Origin of the sequence: Psychromonas sp. SR45-3, from assembly GCF_014163575.1 — a bacterium.
Classification (GTDB): domain Bacteria; phylum Pseudomonadota; class Gammaproteobacteria; order Enterobacterales; family Psychromonadaceae; genus Psychromonas; species Psychromonas arctica.
In genome coordinates this window covers 1-22,432 of record NZ_JACJDP010000031.1, presented here as the reverse complement: position 1 = coordinate 22,432, position 22,432 = coordinate 1, and the positions used below count along the sequence as shown (strand labels likewise).

The 22,432-nt window shown below is 35.7% G+C and carries 16 protein-coding genes; 7 read left to right on the top strand and 9 right to left on the bottom strand.

The features are described 5' to 3' along the window. Positions 1-364 precede the first annotated feature (364 nt). On the bottom strand, positions 365-1,369 hold the full coding sequence (locus H5084_RS14620) for a substrate-binding domain-containing protein (protein WP_182691086.1): 1,005 nt from the start codon (positions 1,367-1,369) through the stop codon (positions 365-367). 395 nt (positions 1,370-1,764) lie between these two features. Here H5084_RS14620 and H5084_RS14615 point away from each other — a divergent pair, with 395 nt between their 5' ends. Further along, positions 1,765-2,493, top strand: coding sequence for an SDR family oxidoreductase (locus tag H5084_RS14615; protein ID WP_182691084.1), 729 nt, complete (start codon positions 1,765-1,767; stop codon positions 2,491-2,493). 281 nt (positions 2,494-2,774) lie between these two features. Further along, positions 2,775-4,307, top strand: a complete 1,533-nt coding sequence (locus tag H5084_RS14610) for a carbon-nitrogen hydrolase family protein (RefSeq protein WP_028868800.1) — start codon at positions 2,775-2,777, stop codon at positions 4,305-4,307. 144 nt (positions 4,308-4,451) lie between these two features. Here H5084_RS14610 and H5084_RS14605 read toward each other — a convergent pair whose 3' ends face one another. Next, a complete protein-coding gene (locus H5084_RS14605) occupies positions 4,452-5,900 on the bottom strand; it encodes a diguanylate cyclase (RefSeq protein ID WP_182691082.1) in 1,449 nt (482 codons plus the stop codon). Positions 5,901-6,605: 705 nt separating this feature from the next. On the opposite strand from H5084_RS14605, the gene H5084_RS14600 reads away from it, so the two are divergent. From H5084_RS14600 to H5084_RS14590, 3 genes are all read left to right on the top strand, one after another. Next, positions 6,606-7,670, top strand: coding sequence for an OmpA family protein (locus H5084_RS14600; protein WP_051369062.1), 1,065 nt, complete (start codon positions 6,606-6,608; stop codon positions 7,668-7,670). 607 nt (positions 7,671-8,277) lie between these two features. Further along, positions 8,278-10,197, top strand: a complete 1,920-nt coding sequence (locus tag H5084_RS19965; protein ID WP_182691079.1) for a CHASE domain-containing protein — start codon at positions 8,278-8,280, stop codon at positions 10,195-10,197. A gap of 127 nt (positions 10,198-10,324) precedes the next feature. Further along, the gene (locus H5084_RS14590) at positions 10,325-10,750 is read left to right on the top strand and encodes a response regulator (protein ID WP_028868184.1); all 426 of its coding nucleotides are present in this window, start codon (positions 10,325-10,327) and stop codon (positions 10,748-10,750) included. Between the two features lie 61 nt (positions 10,751-10,811). On the opposite strand, the gene H5084_RS14585 is transcribed toward H5084_RS14590, so the two are convergent. Both H5084_RS14585 and H5084_RS14580 read right to left on the bottom strand, forming a co-directional pair. Continuing rightward, the gene (locus tag H5084_RS14585; RefSeq protein ID WP_182691078.1) at positions 10,812-12,638 is read right to left on the bottom strand and encodes a bifunctional diguanylate cyclase/phosphodiesterase; all 1,827 of its coding nucleotides are present in this window, start codon (positions 12,636-12,638) and stop codon (positions 10,812-10,814) included. 16 nt (positions 12,639-12,654) lie between these two features. Continuing rightward, the gene (locus H5084_RS14580; RefSeq protein WP_028868185.1) at positions 12,655-13,770 is read right to left on the bottom strand and encodes an FIST signal transduction protein; all 1,116 of its coding nucleotides are present in this window, start codon (positions 13,768-13,770) and stop codon (positions 12,655-12,657) included. Between the two features lie 674 nt (positions 13,771-14,444). Here H5084_RS14580 and H5084_RS14575 point away from each other — a divergent pair. Further along, on the top strand, positions 14,445-15,638 hold the full coding sequence (locus H5084_RS14575; protein WP_028868187.1) for a potassium/proton antiporter: 1,194 nt from the start codon (positions 14,445-14,447) through the stop codon (positions 15,636-15,638). Between the two features lie 89 nt (positions 15,639-15,727). Here the strand turns inward: H5084_RS14575 and H5084_RS14570 are convergent, their stop codons facing one another. The 4 genes from H5084_RS14570 to H5084_RS14555 all read right to left on the bottom strand — a co-directional run bounded on the left by H5084_RS14570 (position 15,728) and on the right by H5084_RS14555 (position 19,968). Continuing rightward, positions 15,728-17,155 (bottom strand): HAMP domain-containing sensor histidine kinase, encoded by a 1,428-nt coding sequence (locus H5084_RS14570; RefSeq protein ID WP_182691076.1) that lies wholly within the window; start codon positions 17,153-17,155, stop codon positions 15,728-15,730. After that, the gene (locus H5084_RS14565; RefSeq protein ID WP_182691074.1) at positions 17,152-17,829 is read right to left on the bottom strand and encodes a response regulator transcription factor; all 678 of its coding nucleotides are present in this window, start codon (positions 17,827-17,829) and stop codon (positions 17,152-17,154) included. The genes H5084_RS14570 and H5084_RS14565 overlap by 4 nt, the downstream gene beginning before the upstream one ends. Positions 17,830-17,853: 24 nt before the next feature. Next, positions 17,854-19,497 carry a phosphoethanolamine transferase gene (locus tag H5084_RS14560; protein WP_182691072.1) on the bottom strand — a complete coding sequence of 548 codons (1,644 nt, stop codon included), beginning with the start codon at positions 19,495-19,497 and terminating at the stop codon, positions 17,854-17,856. Between the two features lie 201 nt (positions 19,498-19,698). Further along, positions 19,699-19,968 (bottom strand): YrhK family protein, encoded by a 270-nt coding sequence (locus tag H5084_RS14555; protein ID WP_182691070.1) that lies wholly within the window; start codon positions 19,966-19,968, stop codon positions 19,699-19,701. Positions 19,969-20,281: 313 nt separating this feature from the next. Here H5084_RS14555 and H5084_RS14550 point away from each other — a divergent pair, with 313 nt between their 5' ends. Further along, positions 20,282-21,511, top strand: coding sequence for an aldose 1-epimerase family protein (locus tag H5084_RS14550; protein WP_182691068.1), 1,230 nt, complete (start codon positions 20,282-20,284; stop codon positions 21,509-21,511). Between the two features lie 111 nt (positions 21,512-21,622). Here H5084_RS14550 and H5084_RS14545 read toward each other — a convergent pair whose 3' ends face one another. Beyond that, positions 21,623-22,054 (bottom strand): ferrodoxin oxidoreductase beta subunit, encoded by a 432-nt coding sequence (locus H5084_RS14545; protein ID WP_182691066.1) that lies wholly within the window; start codon positions 22,052-22,054, stop codon positions 21,623-21,625. Positions 22,055-22,432 lie beyond the last annotated feature (378 nt).

The window sequence follows — 22,432 nt, the reverse complement described above, 5'->3', positions numbered from 1 at the left end:
TTAAATTATGATTTTAAGCTGTTCATTTTTAAAGATTAATTTTTATTTTTTAATGTTGTTAATTAAGTGTGGATTGGTTTTTTATTTACAGAGTAGCTTGTTAATCATGCTGGGGGAAGTGGAATTTTATTTATGAAACTCTATTTTTATGTATTTTACTAGTGTGCTGGATCACTTTTGACTAAAACAATAAAAAGCAAATTTAAACATATCATAATACTTATTTTTATCGATTGTTAGTCGTTTGTTAATGAGCTTTTAATTCTCGATGACGATAATAAAAACATATAAATAAAGTGCCAAGTAGTCCAGTAGGGAACAATTAAATTGGCTCCATTAAAAGGGGGGTCATAGCGAAGTGCTGTTAAGTATTGACCTTTGCTACCGAATTTCTGATCACGAGTGAGGGAATGAAATGAAGCTGTTCAGTCTCAATATAGAGATCATTGGTACGTTTTAATGCTAATAATGCCGCTTTTTCAGCCATTAGTGCGATAGGGTAATGCACAGTCGTTAACGCAGGATATAGGTAATGAGCAAGTAAGCCGTCATCAAATCCTATAATAGACAGTGCTTCGGGAATGGCGATACCTTTGTCATGAATTACCGCTAGGGCACCCGCTGCCATGTAATCGTTATAGGCAACAATGGCTGTTATATTAATGGATAAAGTTAATAAACTGTTCATTGCAGCCATACCACCATCTGCATCGGGGTCGTTACAAGCGATATATTCATTTGATAAGCTAATACCGTTATCTTTCAAGGCGGCTAAATAACCTTTTTTTCTGTCTTTAGCATCTTCAATCGTATGGTTTGATGCAATACACGCAATATCTTTATGACCCTGTTGAATCAAATAATCGGTGGCCAGGTAAGCACCGGTATAGTTATCAAGTGAGATACATCGGTCGGCGATTGCTTCGATATAGCGGTTGATCACAACCAAGCCCTTTATTTCTTGTGCGTAGCTAGTTAACTCTTCATCTGTCAGCCTTTTAGAGTGAATAATTAAAGCGTCGCAGCGATTTTTAATTAATAACTCTATGGCATCTCGCTCTTTTTGTGGGTGGTGATAACCATTCCCAATAAGTGTGTGTTTACCATGCTCATGGGCGATTTTATCGACTGTTTTGATCAGTAAACCAAAAAAGGGATCTGAAACATCACCCACCAATACACCTATTGTATTCGTCTTTTGGCTGACTAAGGCTCTGGCAGATTCATTCGGGCGATAGCCTAGCTTTTGCATCGCTTGAGTCACGGCTGCAATGGCTGATTTACTGGTCTTGGGAGAGTTGTTTACAACACGAGATACAGTGGCAATCGATACACCGGCTTCTTTAGCTACGTCCTTTATTGTAGACATTACTTACCTTATAAAAATAAATATTAAATGGTTTTAATCCATTCTTATGTAGTTTTAGCTATGTAATTTTAACTATATGACTTTAGCTATGTAGTTTTAAATTAAGCGTGATCGTATTCGTCAAAACAAAAACAATAAGTCATATATACACTTAAATAATATCTTTTGCTGAAAAGAATAACGTTTAATCGCTCCATTAACCCTATATTGGTGTGTGATAGTTTACTTTTATTAACCATATCTCAAACTTATCAATTAACTATTCGGTAAGGAGGGAGTGCTTGATAGGTTGAATATTGGAGGTGTTATTGTTCACTTCATCCAATCGTTTTTAACCGCAGCTTGAATGTAAGGAATAATATGAGCCTATCGATACCGTCTCAGGGGGAAGTCTAATGTCAGTCACGTTAAAACATAAAAATATTTTGGTAACCGGCGCAACGTCTGGCATTGGCCGTTTGCTTGTTGAGCGGTTAGCTTCATTGGGATGCAATCTCGCTTTTTGCGGTCGCTCTAGCCAAAAGATGCAAGATGTTGTGATGAGTGTGGTTAACCTAAGTTTAACGGAGGAAAAGCATTACCATCAGGCTTTTGAACTGAGTGATTATGATGCGATTGCCAGCTTTGTCAGTAATGCAACCACGCAATTAGGAAATATTGATATTTTGATTAATTGTGCCGGTGCAAACACATCAAGAGATTCAGTCGTCAATATGGATATTAATGACTTGCAGCAGATGTTAACAATTAACATGCTCGCTCCTTGTGTGTTTATGCAACAGGTCTATAAACAATCCATGAAAACACAACAAAAAGGCATGGTCATTAACGTGATGTCAACGGTTTGCTCCTTTGCAAATGAAGGGATAGCGGGTTATACCGCTGCTAAATCTGGTTTGGATGGGTTAACTAAAGTATTTAGAAAAGAGGTTAGAAATGAAGGCATTAAAGTCTGCGCAATTTATCCTGGTGGCGTAGATACGCCTTTCAGAGAAAGTGCACGACCTGAGTACCTTGATCCGATCAGCGTTGTTGAAGCGATCATCTATATGGCAAGCCAAACTGGCAATGTCTGTGTTGATGAGTTAGTGGTTAAGCCTATGGTTGAGAAAAATTATCCGTAAATAAAAATATAGGGGCACCATTCTTTTTTAAATCAGGCGTTGTTGCTCGCTTACGTTGTTGCTCGCTTAGTTACTTAGTTACTTAGTTACTTACTAACGACTTAGATGCCTAGCGACTTATTTTCACTTTCTGGCATTTCTATTGTGATATTTCTATAGTGGACTTTTTGCTGTCGTACTTTTACCGGTTTTTCCGTTATGGTTTATATTTTTATTTTCTATAAACAAATGAAAAACTAAAATATACTCAAAGCTTCTATAAAGTCAGGTAGGATTGTTCAATGCAAAACATAGAGAATGTAGAATTATCGATATTAAGTCTTGATGACTATCAGGAACTAAAAACGACCATGATTGAGGCTTACACCAATGTTTCTCTAGCGAGTGCTTATTGGGAAGAGCAACATATTCAATCGTTAATTAGTAAATTTCCCGAAGGTCAGATAGTTATTAAAGTAAATAATCAGTTGGCGGGTTGTGCACTTTCTATACGTATTAATGATGCTGACTTTAATGATGCTCATACTTATGATGATATAACAGGGACGGGAAAAGATACCTTTAACACCCATAATGACGAGGGTGATACCTTATATGGTATTGATGTCTTTATTAAAGCGGAGTTTAGAGGTTTGCGTCTTGGTCGTCGTTTGTACGATTACCGTAAAGAGTTATGTGAAAGATTAAATTTAAAAGGCATCACCTTTGGTGGTCGTATACCTAACTATCACAAATATTCAAATGAGCTATCTCCTAAGCAATACATTGATAAAGTAAAACGTAAAGAGATCCATGATCCGGTTTTAAATTTTCAAATCTCCAATGATTTTCACCCTGCGCGTATTTTAAAAGGTTACCTCGAGGGAGATAAAGGCTCTAATAATTATGCGGTATTGTTAAAATGGAACAATATTTATTATGAAGAGATAAACAAAAAAGAAGTGCCAACTAAAATGCTGGTACGTCTTGGTTTAATTCAATGGCAGATGCGACCTTATAAAAACCTTGATGAGTTAATGGAACAAGTAGAATATTTTGTTGATGCGGTCGCGGGTTACCGTTCAGATTTTGCATTGTTTCCTGAGTTTTTTAATGCTCCTTTGATGGCTGAAAATAATCACCTAAGTGAACCACAAGCAATACGCGAATTAGCTAAGCATACGGAAACAATAGTTCAAAAATTTACTGATTTAGCGATTAGCTACAATATCAATATTATTACTGGTAGCATGCCAGAAATAGTCGGAGATCGACTCTATAACGTCGGTTATTTGTGCCGTCGAGATGGTACTAAAGAGCGTTTTGAAAAGCTTCACGTGACTCCCGACGAAGTTAAGGTTTGGGGAATGGATGGTGGATCTCAACTACAAGCTTTTGATACGGACTGTGGAAAAATAGGTGTTCTAATTTGTTATGACTCGGAGTTTCCTGAATTAAGCCGAATTCTAGCCGATGAAGGAATGGATATTTTATTTGTACCTTTCTTAACTGATACTCAAAATGGTTATTCTCGAGTCAGAAATTGTTCCCATGCTCGTGCGATTGAAAACGAATGTTATGTGGCGATTGCTGGTGGAGTAGGTAATTTACCTAAAGTGCACAATATGGATATTCAATACGCGCAGTCAGCGGTATTTACTCCTTGTGATTTTGCTTTTCCTGCTAACGGGATCAAAGCAGAAGCAACGCCTAATACTGAAATGATCTTGATTGCGGATGTTGATATTTATTTATTACGCGAACTTAATCAGTTTGGAAGCGTGAAAAACTTAAAAGATAGACGTACAGACCTATTTGAATTAAGAAAGCGCTAATAACCCGCACATTAATAAATCTGTCTTTAATAGATAATATGATGGTGAGTAAAGTTAACTCTCCATCATACTGTTACTGAACAATATTGTTACTTAAAAATATTCAGCTTCTAATTATAGTCATTTCATTAAGTATGTGATCAGCTATTTAGCGGAATCATGATAAACCTCTGTTCTATTCCTGCCCTTTTTTTTAGCTAAATACAAAGCTTTATCTGCATCTTCGAACAGTGTCTCTTGGGTATCATCTGTGAGCATCGTTTTGACACCAATGCTAATCGTCACCGAAATTGATTTACCAGCAAATGTAATGATCAAATTCTCGATACTTTTTCGAACAATCTCTGCCGTTTTATAGGCTTCGTCTTTGCCACTTTCAGGTAAAAGAATTAAGAACTCCTCACCTCCCCATCGAAAAATAATATCAGATTCTCGAATATTGCTTTTTACGTCTTGTACTAAGGTTTTTAAAACTACATCCCCGGTCGGGTGTCCGTAGGTGTCGTTAATTTTTTTAAAGTAATCAATATCTAACATCAGTGCGGATAATGACGTTTGTGTTCTTTTGGACTGTGCGTGTGCTTGTTTAAATAGGGCGTCAAAAATTTGCCGGTTAGCACAGCCTGTTAATTTATCCGTGGTCGCCATTGTTTCTAACTTTCTTTGATAACCAGAGATAATTAAATGCACAAAGGCAACCAAAATAAGTGAAATCACAAAACTAACGCTTAAATTAAGGATTAACGTATTTTCAATTCGCTGTTCAGCCTCATTTTCTTTCTGCGCAACAATTAAGTACCAGTCAAATTCAGGTACAAAGCGACTATTAAGATAATGCTTTTGACCGTCTTCTTCGTACTCTATCGAATTTGTGGTTGTATCAAGTATCTGCGGCAAAAATTCGGACAAACCTGGATTCTGATGGATATTAATATGTGTATTATTAACAACGCCACTGAGTACTATCTCACCATTTTTATCAATAAAGTAGATTTCTCTGTTGTAACGATTTTTATAATTTTCTATTAATTTTTGTACTGCATTAACGGCCAGACCAACCCCAATGGCACCAATATAACTACCATCATAATCATAAACTCGATAATTAATAAAGATAGTAAACGACATGCGATTAGCTGTATCCACATCAACATTAATCTCATAATCTGACGTCATTTTTTGTACTCGAAAATACCAGTCGTCTTGTTTATCTAATACGCTGACAGGTTTTAATATCCCCGTTGAATGGTAATAGTGACGCGTTTTATCCGAGACAAAGAAGCTGGTCACTGTGCCGTAATGTAATTGCACTTCATTAAGGTATTTAACAATGGCTGTTCCATCTTCTTCTCCGTTTATTACCCAATCACGAACAAAGGTATCCTTGGCCATCATAGATGAAATAAAAATGGGTCTTAACAAATCGCGTTGAATTTCTGAATAAATATTATCACTGGTGAGTGGTAACGTGCTTTTGGCTATTTGTGTTCTGATCGATTCATTGGCTGTGTAGTAACTAACGAGGCTAATAAATAAAAAACCAGACATCAATAAAACAATTAATAAGATAAAGCGTAATTTTCTATTCCACATTAAAAGTCCTTTTCCTGTTACTTTATTCTTTGAGAGATAGGCTGAAAGGTTGTATCGATATAATCCATTGTCGACTTTATTCGATTGGCTATTGCGCTAACTTTACAAATACCTAAATGCTATAAAAATAAAGCATAACTTACGCCATTGAGTCATATTTTTAGCTTTTGTGAGCAGCTAATTTTTTTATACAAGTGTGATCTTATGTCTTATGGCTCTCGTAGGTATACCTGTTACCAATCAAAATGCATTATTCAGTCGCTAGATAGAATATCAGTGTTAGACGTGATGTGAACAATTTTCGAACAATTTTCGAACGATTATCTGTGTTAATCCTTTAACGGGGTGTTGGTGATAAATGACATTTTAAAGATGATATTAAAACTCGCAAAGAGACTTTAATTTGATATTTATACCTATAAGTAGATAGTTATTTGAAGTTGTAATAAGCTGAATATCATTTAAATATAAGGTGTGTTTATAGTAAACGTAATCTATTGAAGTATGGCGTTAACGTATTGTTTTTGCTTTTATTTCAATTTATTCAATGAGTTGGGAATTTGGCTTTGTTTTCTAGGAATTTTAGGCTAAAAAAATTAATAATATATCTAATTTTAACTTTGCAAATCAATAACGACTATGATATTTTTTCACCTTAGTTTGATGGTACTTTTACCAGCTAAATTAACTATATGGAACATGGATATGATTAAACGTAAATTACCCCTTCTTGTTAGCACATTGCTACTTGGCCAATTTCTTCCTGCTCATGCAGATCAACCTGATGCTGAAACGTTAGTTGGAAACGTTTACGGTGGTATCCACGGCGCCTATCTTAAAGCTGATAACGACCGTTTAGATGCTACTGGCGATCAATTCAATAACGCTGGCGGTGCTGGTGTTGAATTAGGTTATCGTGTTTCAGCTCCTTTAGAGCTGCGTTTATCTTACACAAACTTTACTGCTGATCTTAAGCAAGGTAGTGATCTTGATAATCTAAACAAATACACATTTGATGCTCTTTTCTTCCCAACTGGAAAGAACGTTTATTTACTAGGTGGTATTAGTGCATTAGATTTTGAAGCTGATGCAGAAGCAGCGGTTAACGTCGGTCTTGGTTACCGTCAATACTTCACTGACCAGTTTGCTGGTTATGTTGAAGGTAAAGGTAGCTACCAATTTGACGAAAAATTTACTGATGCAATCGCTCAAGTAGGTCTAGTGTATTTCTTTGATAAAAATGAAAAAGCACTACCACCTGTTAAAGCTGAGCCAGTAGCTTACGTTGCACCTGTTGCGATCGATACTGATAAAGATAGTGTTGTTGACGGTACTGACCAATGTCCAGCTACACCTATGTCTAATAAAGTAGACGAAGTAGGTTGTACTATTTTTGCTGAAGAAAATCTTTCATACCGCTTGGCTGTTAACTTTGATAATAACAAAGCTGTTGTTAAACCTGAGTACTTTTCTGAGCTTGATAAAGTAGCAACATTCCTTAAAACTTACCCACACGTAGACATTACGGTTGACGGTTACAGTTCAGTATTAGGTAAAGCAGATTACAACCTAGAGTTATCACAAAAACGTGCTAACGCAGTTGCTGCTATGTTGACGTCTAAATACGGTATTGATGCAAATCGCATGAAGGCTGTTGGTCACGGTGAAACAAATCTACTTGATACAAGTAATACTCGTGCTGCTCACAAAATGAATCGTCGAATCGAAATTAACATCGATGAAACTCGTAAAGTGCCAGTTACTCGTTAATATACTTGCATAATTTAACTCTCCTAACTCGTTAGGAGAGTTTTTTCTCATTTTTCTATAATCTATAGAACTAAGTCAGCTCTTATTAACCCTATAAAAACGACCTTCTCCTTTTACCAGAACATTATAATTCGCTGTTTTTTTATACTTATTGGCATGTGTTTATTGTTTTTTTCTGATCCCTCATCATTGATTTTATGAGTTTTTTTCGTGCACTATTCTCTGATGTACATATAATAGTTATCTATATTTATACCCGTTATAGCAGCGCTATTAAGTATGTGATCAAATATTGCGTAGGAAAATCCTGTCAATTTAAAGTGTAGATTTCGTCAATTAATTGTGCCATCTGCAGAGTTTCCAGCGCAGAAGTAATGCGTTTTACCTAGAAAGATTGATCTGCTATTTAGCGGAATTGGTATCGCGATTCAAAATACAAAAAGAAGTAAGCAGTAAGCTAAATAAACTTCGGTTTGAGACTGAGTTGTTAAGTTTCATCAAAGAAGTCATCATTTACATCAAATTATGTTTTAAGCTAAACGATTTTTCTGTGCAATATTTACAACGCTTATTTCATACAATTGGGTATAACAAGGATGTCTAAAAAGTGAATATATTTTCAATTAAGCCATTATTACTAGCGATTGTTATCAGTTTTATTGGTATTTTCTCTACTTATACTATTTCATTAAAAGTAACTGAACAATTAAAAGCTGAAAGTTATGAAAAAATAGAAAATATTGCAAAACAGGTCTCTAGTCATTTTCAAGATGCGATTGATAAATCGATCAATGATTTACAAGGGTTACAAGCCTTTTATAGTGCTAATAAACAGCACTTTTCACAACTTGAATTTAATCAATATATGGATGTACTTGATATTAATCAGAGAGGATATATTCAGGCAATGAGTTGGGTTCCTTTGGTTAAATCCAGTGAAAAAGAGCGGTTTGAAGCGCTCATTAGGGCTCAACAACCTGATTTTGATATCATGGAAAGAGATGCTCAAGGTAAGTTGGTTAAGAGCAAAGTTAGACCCCATTATACTCCTGTGGCTTACGTTAGTAACTACCAAGTTAATAAACAGGCATTAGGGTTTGATCTCAATAGTAATGATATACGTCGCCAATCGTTGGAATTGGCCAGAGACAGCGGCAGAATGACGACCACTGCAAAAATTAAACTAATACAAGAAACTGGCTCTTCTGCTGGTTTTTTAATTATTGCACCGGTATATCAACAAGATCTCCCGATTGATACAAAAGAGCAACGTATTACGGCATTGATTGGTTACGCAACGGGTGTGTTCAGAATTGACACGTTAATGGAAAATGCAAAAGCACGAGCGGATATTGAAGCCTTAGAGTTGAGTTTATTAGATATTAACCAAGAAAATGGTGGTTCGCTTTATGGCCAAATAGAAGATAAAGATTTTTTTAGTTTTGATATTAATATTCCGGATCGTCAGTGGCAGTTAAATATTGCGCTTAATGATATGTTGTTAAAAAATATTGAGTCTCCTACTGTCATTAAATGGATTTTATTCGGCGGCATTGTGATTAGCTTATTATTAGCTTTTGCCATCTACGCATTACAAGTTGCTGTTATTAGAGCTAAAAACATTAGTCATTTAAGTGAGGCTCTGCAGAATCAAAATAGTCAATTAGAGAAAAAGGTGGCCGACAGGACTCAGTCTTTAGCCGATAAAAATGCCCAATTAAAAACAAATATTGATGAGCTAACAACACAGAGAGCACTTTTATCTAGTTTAATGAAAGAAGCCGATGCAGCAAAAGTACTGGCTGAGTTGCGTTCTGTTGACCTTGCCCGTTCAAATAAAGACTTGGATGAATTTGCGTATGTCGCATCTCACGACTTAAAAGCGCCATTGCGTGGCATTGACCAGTTAGCGACTTGGGTTGTGGAAGATCTTGAGGAAGGGAATTTAGAGGAAATACCTGCTCATCTTAAAATGATGCGCAATCGAATAAAGCGTTTGGAAACGTTATTGAATGATTTATTAACGTATTCACGTGCAAACCGCCAACAAAATAGTATTTCTGATATTGATAGTAAGGTTGTCATTAATGATCTGTTCTCATTAGTTGCACCGCTGGAAGGTTTTACGTTAACGATTAAGGATAACCTTCCTCGTTTTTCAACTTACAGAGCACCTTTTGAACAGGTAGTGAGAAACTTACTCAGCAATGCGATTAAACATCATGATAAAGAGCAAGGTCATATTCAGATTGGATGTACAGAAACAGATGAATTTTATGTCTTCAGTATAGAAGATGATGGTCCTGGTATCTCGCCTAATTATCATGAAGATATATTTAAAATGTTTAAAACCTTAAGACCACGCGATGAAACTGAAGGCAGTGGTATGGGATTGGCATTAATCAAAAAAATTGTTGAGCATTACTCTGGTGAAGTGATTGTTAAATCTGTGCTAGGGCAGGGGTGTACTTTTTACTTTAGTTGGCCGAAAGGGGAAATAGAGTCCAGCATGATGGAGCAGAAATAGTTAAGGTATAATCGCAATATCAATAAAGTAGTGCTCTATTTAATGGAAATAATGCACTAGTGATTTTCAACGAACACTAAATGCAGCGGTTCTATCAGGATAATACAGTTAAAAGGATATAGTTATAATGAGTAGTAATTATGCAGAAGTCAGCATTTTATTAATAGAAGATGATGAAATAGATGCAAAAGCAGTAGAGAGAGGCTTTGCTAAATTAAAATTAGCTAATCCCATTATTAGAACTAAAAACGGCTTAGAGGCATTACAGCTGTTGCGACAACCAGATGCAATACAGCGACCATATTTGATTCTACTGGATCTTAATATGCCGATCATGGGGGGATTAGAGTTTCTAAAAATAATTCGTCAGGATGAAGAGTTAAAAAATACTATCATTTTTGTTTTGACTACCTCATCGGCTGACCAAGACTTAGTTGCTGCTTATAATGAAAATATCGCCGGTTATATCGTTAAATCCGATGTAAAAGGTGGCTTTGATAAGGTCATTAAGTTGCTAGATTGTTATTGGCGAGTAGTGATGCTACCTACATAGTTTATATTGCTTTTTAATATAGACTGCATAAGTGCTTAAATTGCATGGTTATTTTATTCGCTTACAATTTAATAGCCATCAGTAGCTTATCAAATGCGATAGGATGGCTAAAATAGTAACCTTGATAATGATAACAGCCTAGCTGGACTAGACAGTCTAACTCTTCTTTTTTCTCAACTCCTTCAGCGATCACTGTCATGTTCAAACTTTTAGCTAACTCGATAATCATACCTGCAATCGCAGTATTACTTTTATCCTTGTGAATATCGGTTACAAAATAACGGTCAATCTTAAGCAATGTAGCAGGTAAGCGTTTTAAATAAGCTAGCGAAGAATAACCTGTTCCAAAATCATCAATTGCGCACTCCACTCCAAAACGATGTAATTTTTCTAAGCTCTCTATTGATAACTCTATATCGCCCATCATTATGCTTTCAGTAATTTCTATTTTTAAACGAAAAGGCGAAATTTGACTTTCTTCTACCGCTGAAATAATGGTTTGCACAAAGTTGTGCTTTGCTAATTGTTTAGCACTTATGTTAATTGAAATTTGCTTAAAAGAATCAGGCAGGTCGAGCTGTTCTAACTTTTTGATGTCAGCACATGCTTGCTTTAATACATAGCTCCCTATTTGTATAATCAGGTCACTTTCTTCTGCAATAGGGATATAAATTGCCGGGGATTCGTAACCTCGTAATGGATTATTCCAGCGCAGTAATGCCTCCGCCCCAACTATGTTTTTAAGGTGGTCATATTGCGGTTGATAATGTAATTCAAAGTTATTATTTTTGAGGGCTTGCTTTATTTCCTGTGTATAAGTGATGTGTTCATTAAGTTGTACTGACATGTCGCTGTTGTAGGCAAGCGCTTTATTTTTACCTTTTTTAAAGGCTTCATACATGGCAATGCTCGCATTCTTCAGTACATCCTGAACGCTCTTACTCGTATCATTAAATGTTTCATATCCAATGAAACAAGAAACAGAAAATCGTCCTTCAGATAGCTCAAGTGGTATCTCAATGGCAAATACAATATCTGCAATAACACCATTAATAATAGATTTCATTTCAAGGGGGCTAACTGGTAAGTCTTTTAATAAAACGATAAATTCATGGCCATCAAATCTCGCAATGGTAGCAAGGTTTTTCACTGTATGACGTAGTCTATTTGCCACTTGTCGTAACACTTTATCACCCACATGATAGCCCATCACATCATTAATATTTTTAAACTTATCCAAATTAATTAATAATATGGCACCAGTGCTTGCCTGATCTGCACAATTATCAATGGCTTTAGCTAAGCGTTGCTGCATTTCCATTCTATTGAATAAGCCGGTGAGAAAATCATGAGAGGCTTGGTAACTGATTTTTTCTTCAATCTGTTTTCTGGTTTTAATTTCTAAGACTAGCGAGCGGTGATTAATAGAGCCGATACTGCTTGTTGCCAGTTTTTTTAATACTGGGGTTAAGGCATTTTGAATTGCTTCACCTAACGGCTGCTTACGCTCAATAGCTAATACACCAAAACCACCAATTTTAAATAAGTGGTAAAGACTCGATTCATATTCAATAACGTCAATCGCTAAGTTATTTGTAAAGAAAGTATTAACGATATTGGCGAGTGGTTGGTTATTACTTGCTAGCAACCCATATTTTTTCATTGGGAAACTTAAATAATGACCTAATTTCAAATTTGAATCTTTGCTCTTTTGATGGACTGGATTTTTATTTTTATCTTGTACTAGAAAAACATGGCAATTAGTTGAATTTAAACTGAGGCAGCAGAGGCGTAAAAATTGATGCAACATTTTTTTTAGATCAGAGTCTTTACCTATCGCCAGTACTAACTGGTGTTGGATAGACATAATGTGCATCGCTGTATTCATAAATTATCCAGAATAATTAAAAAGAACCGAGAACGGTTGATTTATTAAGTAAGCGTATTGAACCACAAGGGGTATTAGCTATTTCTCCTATTGCCATCGCACCGACTAAACAGATGTTGGGAAACGGGGACTGTATTGCTTCAAGTTCATCATCGATGCTATCGCCCATGAAAAAATCACGACTGATACAATCAAATAATAATAGCGTGTTGAGAGGGCCTTGCCGTAATAAATTTTGAGCAACTTCTTTACTTGCGTCGATCATTTTATCTTGGCTGCTTTGCAATAGATAGACCATTGAATTAACAGGTACATTTCCTACACACTCTAAATATGAACCATTGGTTTGAATAGGATCTCGAACTAATATTTCGCCATCTAAAGAGATAATGCCTAAAGGGTACTTTTTCGCAAATGTTGCAAAGAAATCTGCACACAGCGGCGTAAAATGCCTACTTTGTATTATTTCCTTATAAATATCAAAGGTAGGTTTATAATTTAAAGAATAAACAAAGTGACCCTCGGATGACGTAACTAAATAAGGGCCATCAAGTAGCTCCCAGCCGTGTCCAATACTATTGTTGATTGGGCAAGGTAAAGCAATGACTTGTGTGATGCCTCTAACCAACCCCTGGTTGGTAAAAATAACTGGATTATTTGCGTTATCTAAAGATCCTGCACCACCACCAATGGTTGTGACACCAGAGCCCATGAAATCATAAAAATGGTCAATAAAGTTTTCACTTTTACTACATAGTGCATCGGAGATGATGATGAAATCCTGATATTTTTCAATGATTTTACTTTTGCTGTGAATGTAATGCTTTAAGTCAGGGTCAGATTTGTTGAGCATGTCGTAGTTGACTATTTTCGGGTCAACCATTAATCCCAGTACAATGGCTCCTTGAGTATAATTTTTACCTTGGTAAATTATTTTAGGAAATATTCCGCCGCATAAAGGCAATGGGCATGCTTTTAATGTCTTGTTTACTTTTTCAGTATTATAAGCATTGTTAATACAAGTAAGTAGTAATATGCTGTTAGCACCTGCGTTTATTACACTCTTTATGGCCTTATTCAATTCATCTAAAGAAGGGCTATCTGTAAATTTTATGATAGATGCCGGGGACATAAAGTCTATTTCCTAAGTTTAGGGTATCAATTTTAGGGTATTAAAATGATGACCTAATATATTGATAAAATACATATATATAACTTTATCTAATTTGTAGAGAAAATCCTATAAAGTTTTGATTTGTATTTATTTGTTTGTGATTGATCGCACTTTTGATAATTATTCGCATTTATTAATTGTATGATTTAATTTGCTGTTATTTTGTTCGATATTGACTCATATTTAGATGTTTTAGTGCTATTTTTTAATTGTGAAGTCGTTATCTTTTACTGATTATTCAATGGAATATCGGCTTTTATTTGACTTGATGTATGATAATTATTTGACTCGATAAAGCCCTTTATAAATACAGTCCTACTAGGTATTATGTATAAAAAAGTTAGAACTTAATCACTGAAAATTTAACATATCATTAAATGACTTACTGCTTTCTTTATCAAAAGACCAAAAGGTCAAAGTGCTTAGAGTCTATTTTTCTTGAGCGACATTGATAAGTGCCATTACAGTTTTTATTTGTGATTAACTAAAACATCATCATCCAGGAGGAAAACAGTACACATAAAAGGTCGTTATCTTGATTTTAAACGACTTATTTTTATGAAACGCTCGCCTCTTTTCCTAATATTCATCATCACTATTCGTTAATAATTAAAAAGGAAGATAAAGAAAAAATGTCATATCAACTCATACTGATCTGTATTGCGGCTTTAATTGGAATTGGCATTCTTTTGCATCATCCATCACGGACTTTTGGCATTCCTTCTTTGCTCATTTTTATGGGAGTTGGGCTGTTATTTGGTAATGGTGAGTTTAATTTTATCTATGATAATTTTGCTTTAACTTCTCTAGTTGGCAGTATTGCACTTAACATTATTGTTTTTGTTGGCGGATTAAATACATCCAAGGAAAGCGTTCGCGTTGCTTATCGAGAAGGGGGAATACTCTCAACCTTAGGAGTTCTGTTAACGACCTTCTTTTTTGCCATTCTACTTTCTTATATTTTAGATTTTTCTTTTATTGTTTGTCTTTTATTTGCAGCCATTGTCTCATCAACCGATGCTGCCGCTGTTTTCTCAATTCTACATTCCAAAAAAATTAAATTAAAAGAGCAAACAGATACCGTATTAGAATTTGAATCCGCTACTAATGACCCCATCGCACTGATTCTTGTTGTTCTATTAACTGAGTTAGCACTTACTCCTGAGAGTGGCATTTCTGCAAGTCGTATTAGTATTGAGTTAATCACACAAATTTTTAGTGCGTTAATTATTGCCTTCATTGTAGGGCGTTTATGTGTGTGGTTACTTAACCATATTAAGCTTGAAGAATACGGTTTAATTCCTGTGTTTGTTCTGGTGAGTTTTGTCTTAGCGACCTACGGTAGTGAGCTTGTTGGCGGTAATATTTTATTAGCTTCATATGTGGCAGGGGTAGTGATTGGTAATGGCATTAAACGGGGGAAAGAGATCACTAAACACTTCTTCAATAGCTTATCTTGGTTAGCTCAGGCACTCATGTTTATCGCGCTTGGTTTGCAAATTTTTCCGCAGCATCTTTTTGATGTGCTTTATTCTTCTTTATTACCTGCCGCATTATTAATACTGGTTGCGAGGCCCTTAGCCGTACAAATTTGCTATCTTTTTTTCCCGAAAGCCAGTTGGAAAAAGCGTTTATTTATTTCATCTATAGGCCTCAAAGGTGCGACGCCAATCGTCTTTGCATTGATTCCCGCTGCTGCAGGAGTTACTTCGTCTTTAACCATTGTTAATATGGTCTTTTTTATCGTATTAATATCAGTGTTTCTGCAAGGGGCTGCGATTAAACCTTTGGCTAAAAAATTACAGCTTAATATTGAACAAGAATAGAAGTATTTTGAGCTTTTATATCCGCTTTTTATAGCCACTTATTCCTGGTTAATAAAAAGCGGTTAAGTGAAAATGGCTATAAAATAAATTTATATTTTATTAAGCCCAAGTGTGAATTGAATTGTTTCTTGGTCTGGTTGTGAGACTTCGATGGAGTAATTGTTCAGCAAACACAATTTATTTACAATGGCTAATCCCAAACCATAATGTTGAGTTTCAGTACGCGCAGAATCTATTTGATAGAGAGGTTTGAAGAGTTGTTGTAATTGCTCTGCTGAAATCGGCTGTGTTAACTTGTTTTGTATAATGATATATATTTTTCGGTCATCTTGTTTAGTAATAGTTAAATCAACCGTTGATTGAGCTGGGCTGTAAAATAGCGCATTGTTTATTAGGTTCGAGATAATAATATTAAAGCTTATGACATCTAAATTAAGCGATGTTTTGGCTAATAGATTAGTGACCTCTACTCTTTTTAGCGCATCAATATTAGTACTTTGAATCGTTGTCAGAATGTCATTGATCTGCTCCATGAGGTGAACATCCTCATTTTGCTGTTTTAATAAATACTCATCACTTTGATTAAGCATCATTAGGTTATTCACAATATGTTTCATGCGTTGTGCGATAGAAAGCATATCCTGAGAGTAGGTATCTGAAATACGATGATCATCTGGATATTGAATATGTAATTCACTCAGACTAATAATTTCTGCGATAGGGGTTTTAAGTTCATGTGCGATATCTGCTGACAAACGCTGCTCTTCGCGCAATGTTTGTTGTGAAAACTCAATAAAGCGTAATAATTCTGCCCGTATTGGTGCTATTTCAATATGTTCATTAGGTACTTTAGAGAGCGACGACGTTGCTTTATCTATTTTTAAGTGGGCTATTTCATCATTTAGTAAAATGAGGGGTTTTAATCCTTTATCTATCTGCGCAATGACCAAATAACGAATACCGATGATTAAGGTAAAGAACAATAACCAAAAGACAATATCAAGCACAAGCAAAGCCTGAGAAAAATCTTCATCAGAGACAGTGACAGTAAAAAAAGCTGTGTGTTGAAAAGGAGCCACAGTATTGCGTAAACGTTTGGGAACCTGTGGATGAAAGTAGCTCATTATGGCGCGGCCTGAACGACCATCGGGTAATTCAACATCAATCATTTTTGAGCTATTAATCGGTAGAGCTTGTTTGACTAATTGCTCTTCAGGAAAGGCGCGTAAAGAGCGCGATCTTTCAAAGGGTTTCTCATCAACCCATAATTGGAAATATTGAGATTTTTTGGGGTTTGAAAATTCCGGCATAAACTCATCGGAAAAGTCAAACTCGACGCCATTTTTATTTACTTCTACCAATGTTTTTAGATAGTTAGATTTAGTGGTTAAACTCTCATCAAATTTATCTTTTACCCAATCATCTAAGACAATATCGATAGCAATAAAAATGCTAAATAATATGATTGCTGGAATGATAGTGATCGCGCGAACAATATCTTTTTTTATCGATTTCATTCTGTTTGCTCTAATAAGTAACCAAAGCCACGTTTATTTTTGATCGGCAATACACCACCAAGTAACTTAGTTTTTCGCCTTACCGATGATAGGTGCGCCTCGATGCTATTTTTTGATAACTCATCAAAATGCCCAACGACCGCTTCACTTATTTTACTGGTACTGACTATATTGCCTTTGGCGCTAAAAATAGCTTCAATAATTTTGAATTCATTTTTAGTTAGGTCAATCAGGCTATTTTGGTAAGCAAAACTTTTTTGTTGTGTATCGAGGACAAAATCATCTTGTTTGATGACATTGTTAAAGTAAGAAATTTCCCCTCTTTTTTGAATGCTCATGATACGTGCATGTAGTTCATCAAAAGAGAAGGGTTTCACTAAGTAATCATCCGCACCTGCTAGCAAACCATTCACTCGGTCATCTACGGTCACTCGAGCCGAAAGAATAATCACCTTGCTATGAATATTCTCTTGGCGGATGGTTTTCAGTAAAGTCATACCATCAATACTAGGCAGCATTAGGTCTAAAATAATAAGGTCATAGTGATTATAAAGAGCAAGGTTTAAACCTTCACTGCCGTCGCCTGTTGCTTCTACAGTGAACCCTAAGTTACTCAACCCTACAATTAAACTTCTACGTAAATGTTGAGAGTCTTCAATCACTAAAATTTTCATTTTTATATCTCTTTTAGATGCCTATTAAGCATTCGTTTTGCAAGTTGTGGTGATATCTAGTGCACTTTGTTTTTGTTTCGTATTCACACCATAAAACCCTAATAAGGTATGGAATAGATTGTCATGTGATACTGCCTCGTTTTTTGCATGCTGCTCAAGACAGTTTTTATTGATGCCTTTATTCGCAAAATAATCATCTGCAGCCCACATAAACCAAGGCACATGAGTTTGTTCGTTTGGTGCAACAACATAAGGTGTACCATGCAAATATAAACCATTTTCACCTAATGATTCGCCATGATCTGAAAGATAGAAAAGTGCAACGTTATACGTGTCTTGATATTGCTTAAGCAGAGTAATTGTTTCTGCCAATATATAGTCGGTATAAGCGATCGTATTATCATAAACATTAAGGATCTCTTGGTCACTACAATTTTCGATATCACTACGTTCACAAGCGGGTTTAAATAATGCTTTATCCTTTGGATAACGTTGATAATAGGTGGGCCCGTGACTGCCGATTAAATGTAATGCAAAGAGCTTATCTTGCTGTGTGTCTTGTTCTATCAAATCAGGAAGACGACGTAATAGCACTTGATCGTAACAGCTATGTTTATTACACAAATCGCTATTTTCTGTTTTATTAACGTTTAATTTTACTATATTTTGTGCAACTTGTTTATCGCCACCATCATTTTCTAACCATTGCACTTTAACCCCTGCATAGCTCAATACATCTAATACATTATCCTGATTTATTGCTCGTTCTTTTTTATAATTCGAACGGCTCATATTTGAAAATAAACACGGCAATGAAACGGCTGTTGCAGTGCCACAGGTCGTGACATTCTGAAATGAAATGATGCCCATATTCTCTGTATAAGGATTGGTATTGCGAGCATAACCATTGTAAGCAATATTTTGAGCTCGTGCTGTTTCACCAACAACAAAAACCATTAAGGTAGGTTTGTTATTCGCAGCAGGAATAAGTTTCGCATCTTGTCCTAATTTTGAGTAGACAATCGGTTTATTTAAGTAATTTTTCTTCACATACTTGAATGTATTATAAACATGAGCGGGATTAATCATCTTATTCAAATATGAGTTATTACGGCCTATAGAGGCATAATCTTTATAATAAAAAACAGCGATTAAAGCGATGATACTGACCATGCTAATTAACAATACTGCTTTAAAAAACAAAATTTTAAGGATGCTTTGATTATAAGTTATTTTAACTTTTAACAATAATAAAGCCGGTAGTATGCCCAGTAAGAGAAAGAATAAAACAGAGCTTAAATTAAGGTATGAATAAGCTTCCCCTGTATTTGTTTCAAATATATTTTCCATCATGGTGTAATCAAACATGATGTTATATTTTGCACTTGCATAAAAAGCCAATGCAGAGGTCAATAGTAGCGGAATTAGTATTATTTTAAATACATAAGGCCAAGCTAATAACGTAAAAATAATAACAAAAGCACTCGTTAATAAAAGGTGGCTAATTAAATATAGCGTGAAATCATTGCCAGATAACTCATAAACCCGTTGAATAATAGGGTGGTTAAAGACCATTGCAAAATAACTTGCAAGCAGGATTACGAGGATATTTATATTCAAAGAAAATTCAGTTGGTAAGGTTAATTTTTTAAGCACACTATTGTTCATTTAGTTCAAGTCCACATTCTAGGAGAATGTAAACATGTTATGTTTTAAAGCTTAAGGTTGGCTGAAGACAAACTGAAAGTTTACTGAGTTTTGGCCGCGAACAATGCAGTTTTTGAAGAAAAGAGATAATGTTCTTTATTAAAGCGTACAGCGCTATCTACAGTAGCCTGTCTGTACGTTTCAGAGTTACTTGATAGTGAATTATTGTTTTATTTTATCTTTATAAACTTTGCTGACGTGGATCAAGCTGATTAATTTTAATATTGGTTTTATCAATAGTTGCGCACTGCCTACGATAAATAACCAAGTGCCACTTTCAACCAGTGAATTGGATAGAAAGAAAAAACTACCGATTAAAAACCACACCGCAATTAAAAAGTCATTAAAGGCGCCTAATGCTTCATAGCGACGCTGAATAATAATGTGCTCTTGTCCTAAATCTAACTCTAATTCATTGATATTTAAAGTCATATGTTCTCATTTTTTAGTTGTTGTACTAGGTTTAAGCAGATTATTTTTATGTACTCAGCCTAGCAAATACATCGACTTAAGCAACTATCATTCACTTTTTCTTATTAACCTCACTTACTGTTTCTGCATTTTTAGCTGAAGGTGATTCAGCAATCAGTTATTTCTCTCACTGCCCATTTTTATGTGTAATTAGTCACATCAAAAATAAATCACATTGAATATCGAGTAGGGGGCGAGTACATTGCACAAAGATTCGCTGAATCGATTCAGCAGGTTGCTGGATTTTAATCAATGATTAACATTAGGACGTGATATGAAACTTAAAACACTGTTTATTTCTACTCTGCTTGGCTTAGGTACACTGACTGTCAATGCTGCTGAATTCACTCTAACTAATTCGTTATCAGGGACGGATGTTGGCGACTGGAAAGTCACTAATCAAACATTAGGTTTTACTGATGGTGGAACATTCTCTGTCGAAAAGCGTCAATTACACGGTGGTAAACAAGCCGGAGTTGACATTCTTATCGTTAATAATGGAAAAGTGACCATTACCCTAATACCAACTCGTGGCATGGGGATTTTTGATGTGAAGATGGATGGTGAACGTCTACTAGGATGGGACTCTCCGATCAAAGAAATTGTTAACCCTGCATTTATTGAGTTAGAAAGCCGTAATGGTTTAGGCTGGTTAGATGGTTTTAACGAAATGATGGTACGTTGTGGTTATGAATGGACAGGTCACCCTGGAGTTGATGATAATGGGCAGCTACTTAGTTTACATGGACGAGTACAAAATACGCCTGCTTCAACCGTGAAAGTGATCATAGATGATAAACCGCCACATAAAATAACGATTCAAGGTGAAGTCAGTGAGCGTACCTTTAAAATGGCGGAGCTAGTGACCTTAACTCAATTAGAAGTGGTGCCCGGGTCAACCACTTTCTCACTGCATGATCAGTTAACTAATAAAGCGGATTACGATAACGAATATCAAATTATTTACCATTCTAATTTTGGTACGCCGATCCTAGAAAAAGGTGCTAAATTTATTGCTGCAGCGAGTGAAATATCACCATTTAATGATTATGCTAAAGCGGGCTTAAAAGATTGGCAAACTTATTTAGGGCCTACAAAAGGTTATGATGAAATGGTGTTTAACTTTAAACCTATTGGTAACGACAAAGGCGAAACGCTGGCTGTACTGCATAATGCGAAAGCGAATAAAGGGGTTGCAGTCGGTTACAATGTGCAACAATTACCCGTCTTAACATTATGGAAAAATACAGATACCAAACAGCAAGGTTATGTGACCGGCATTGAGCCTGGAACCAGTTATGCTTATAACACCAAATACCAACGCCCATTAGGTTTAGTGCCAACAATTAAAGCGGGTGAAACCAAGCACTTTGATCTGACTTATACTATTTTAGCTAACAATAATGATGTTAAATCAGCACTTAAACAGGTGGCTACCATTCAAAATGGTGCAGAGGTTAAACAAGTTACAACCCCTATTGTCGATTTAAATACGGTCGAATAAGACCGAATAGAATGAAATGAGGTAAGTTTTTTAATTAGGCTAAGAGAGAATGCTCATTCTGCAAAGAGTGTATTGTAGAACGAGCATTTTTATCATGCAGCTTTATGCCTCTTAAAAAGAAAAACCCACCATAAATTCTAACTTTGGGTCTTGATCAAAATATACGGGTCTATTGGATGTGTATCTCTCTTGTTTAATACCTGCACTTAAGATCATTGGCGATTTAATATAAGCAACACCAAGTCGGTATCCATAAGCATCAATATCAGATCTGTCTTCAACAAAATAATGACTATACAACACTCCGACATAAGGTTTTATTTGTGCGGTGAAAGGGATGTAATAAGTGGATTGCAAAGACGCTTTTGAAATAGTGGGATTACCTGAAAACCAATATTCATAGGCCGCTCCAACGGCGAGATTATCTAATGCAAAGTATTGCAGTGAGGCACCGGCGACCGTGTAGTGTTCACTTCCGCTCGAAGCTGAGCCTAACTTTATGCCTACTGATTTACTGCCCGCCGTTAAGGATGCGGAATACACACTGTTGTTGAAGAAAAAAGAAACAAACGATGCAAGCAGCAGCGTTTGAAGAAGAAAACTGATTTGTCGTAGGGGATTAGGCTGCCTTAGGAAATTGACCTGACCTAGAAAGTTGAATAGGGGTGGCGCTAAAAGTAATGATTTTATTTTTAACCCTTTATCAAAGGAGGTGGAACTGCAAGTTTATACCAATCCTAAGCGCTTGTTGAACATTTATTGAGCAGCTTATTTGTGGTATGGTTTATCTGTATTATTTTGTAACTACTCAGGCCGTCGCTATTTAAGCCTATTTCTTCGTTGAAAAATGCTCATTTAAACCACTAAACTGCGCTTTTTCGCCTTGAACTAAGCATAAATAGCTTAGCCCTGAGCATTTAC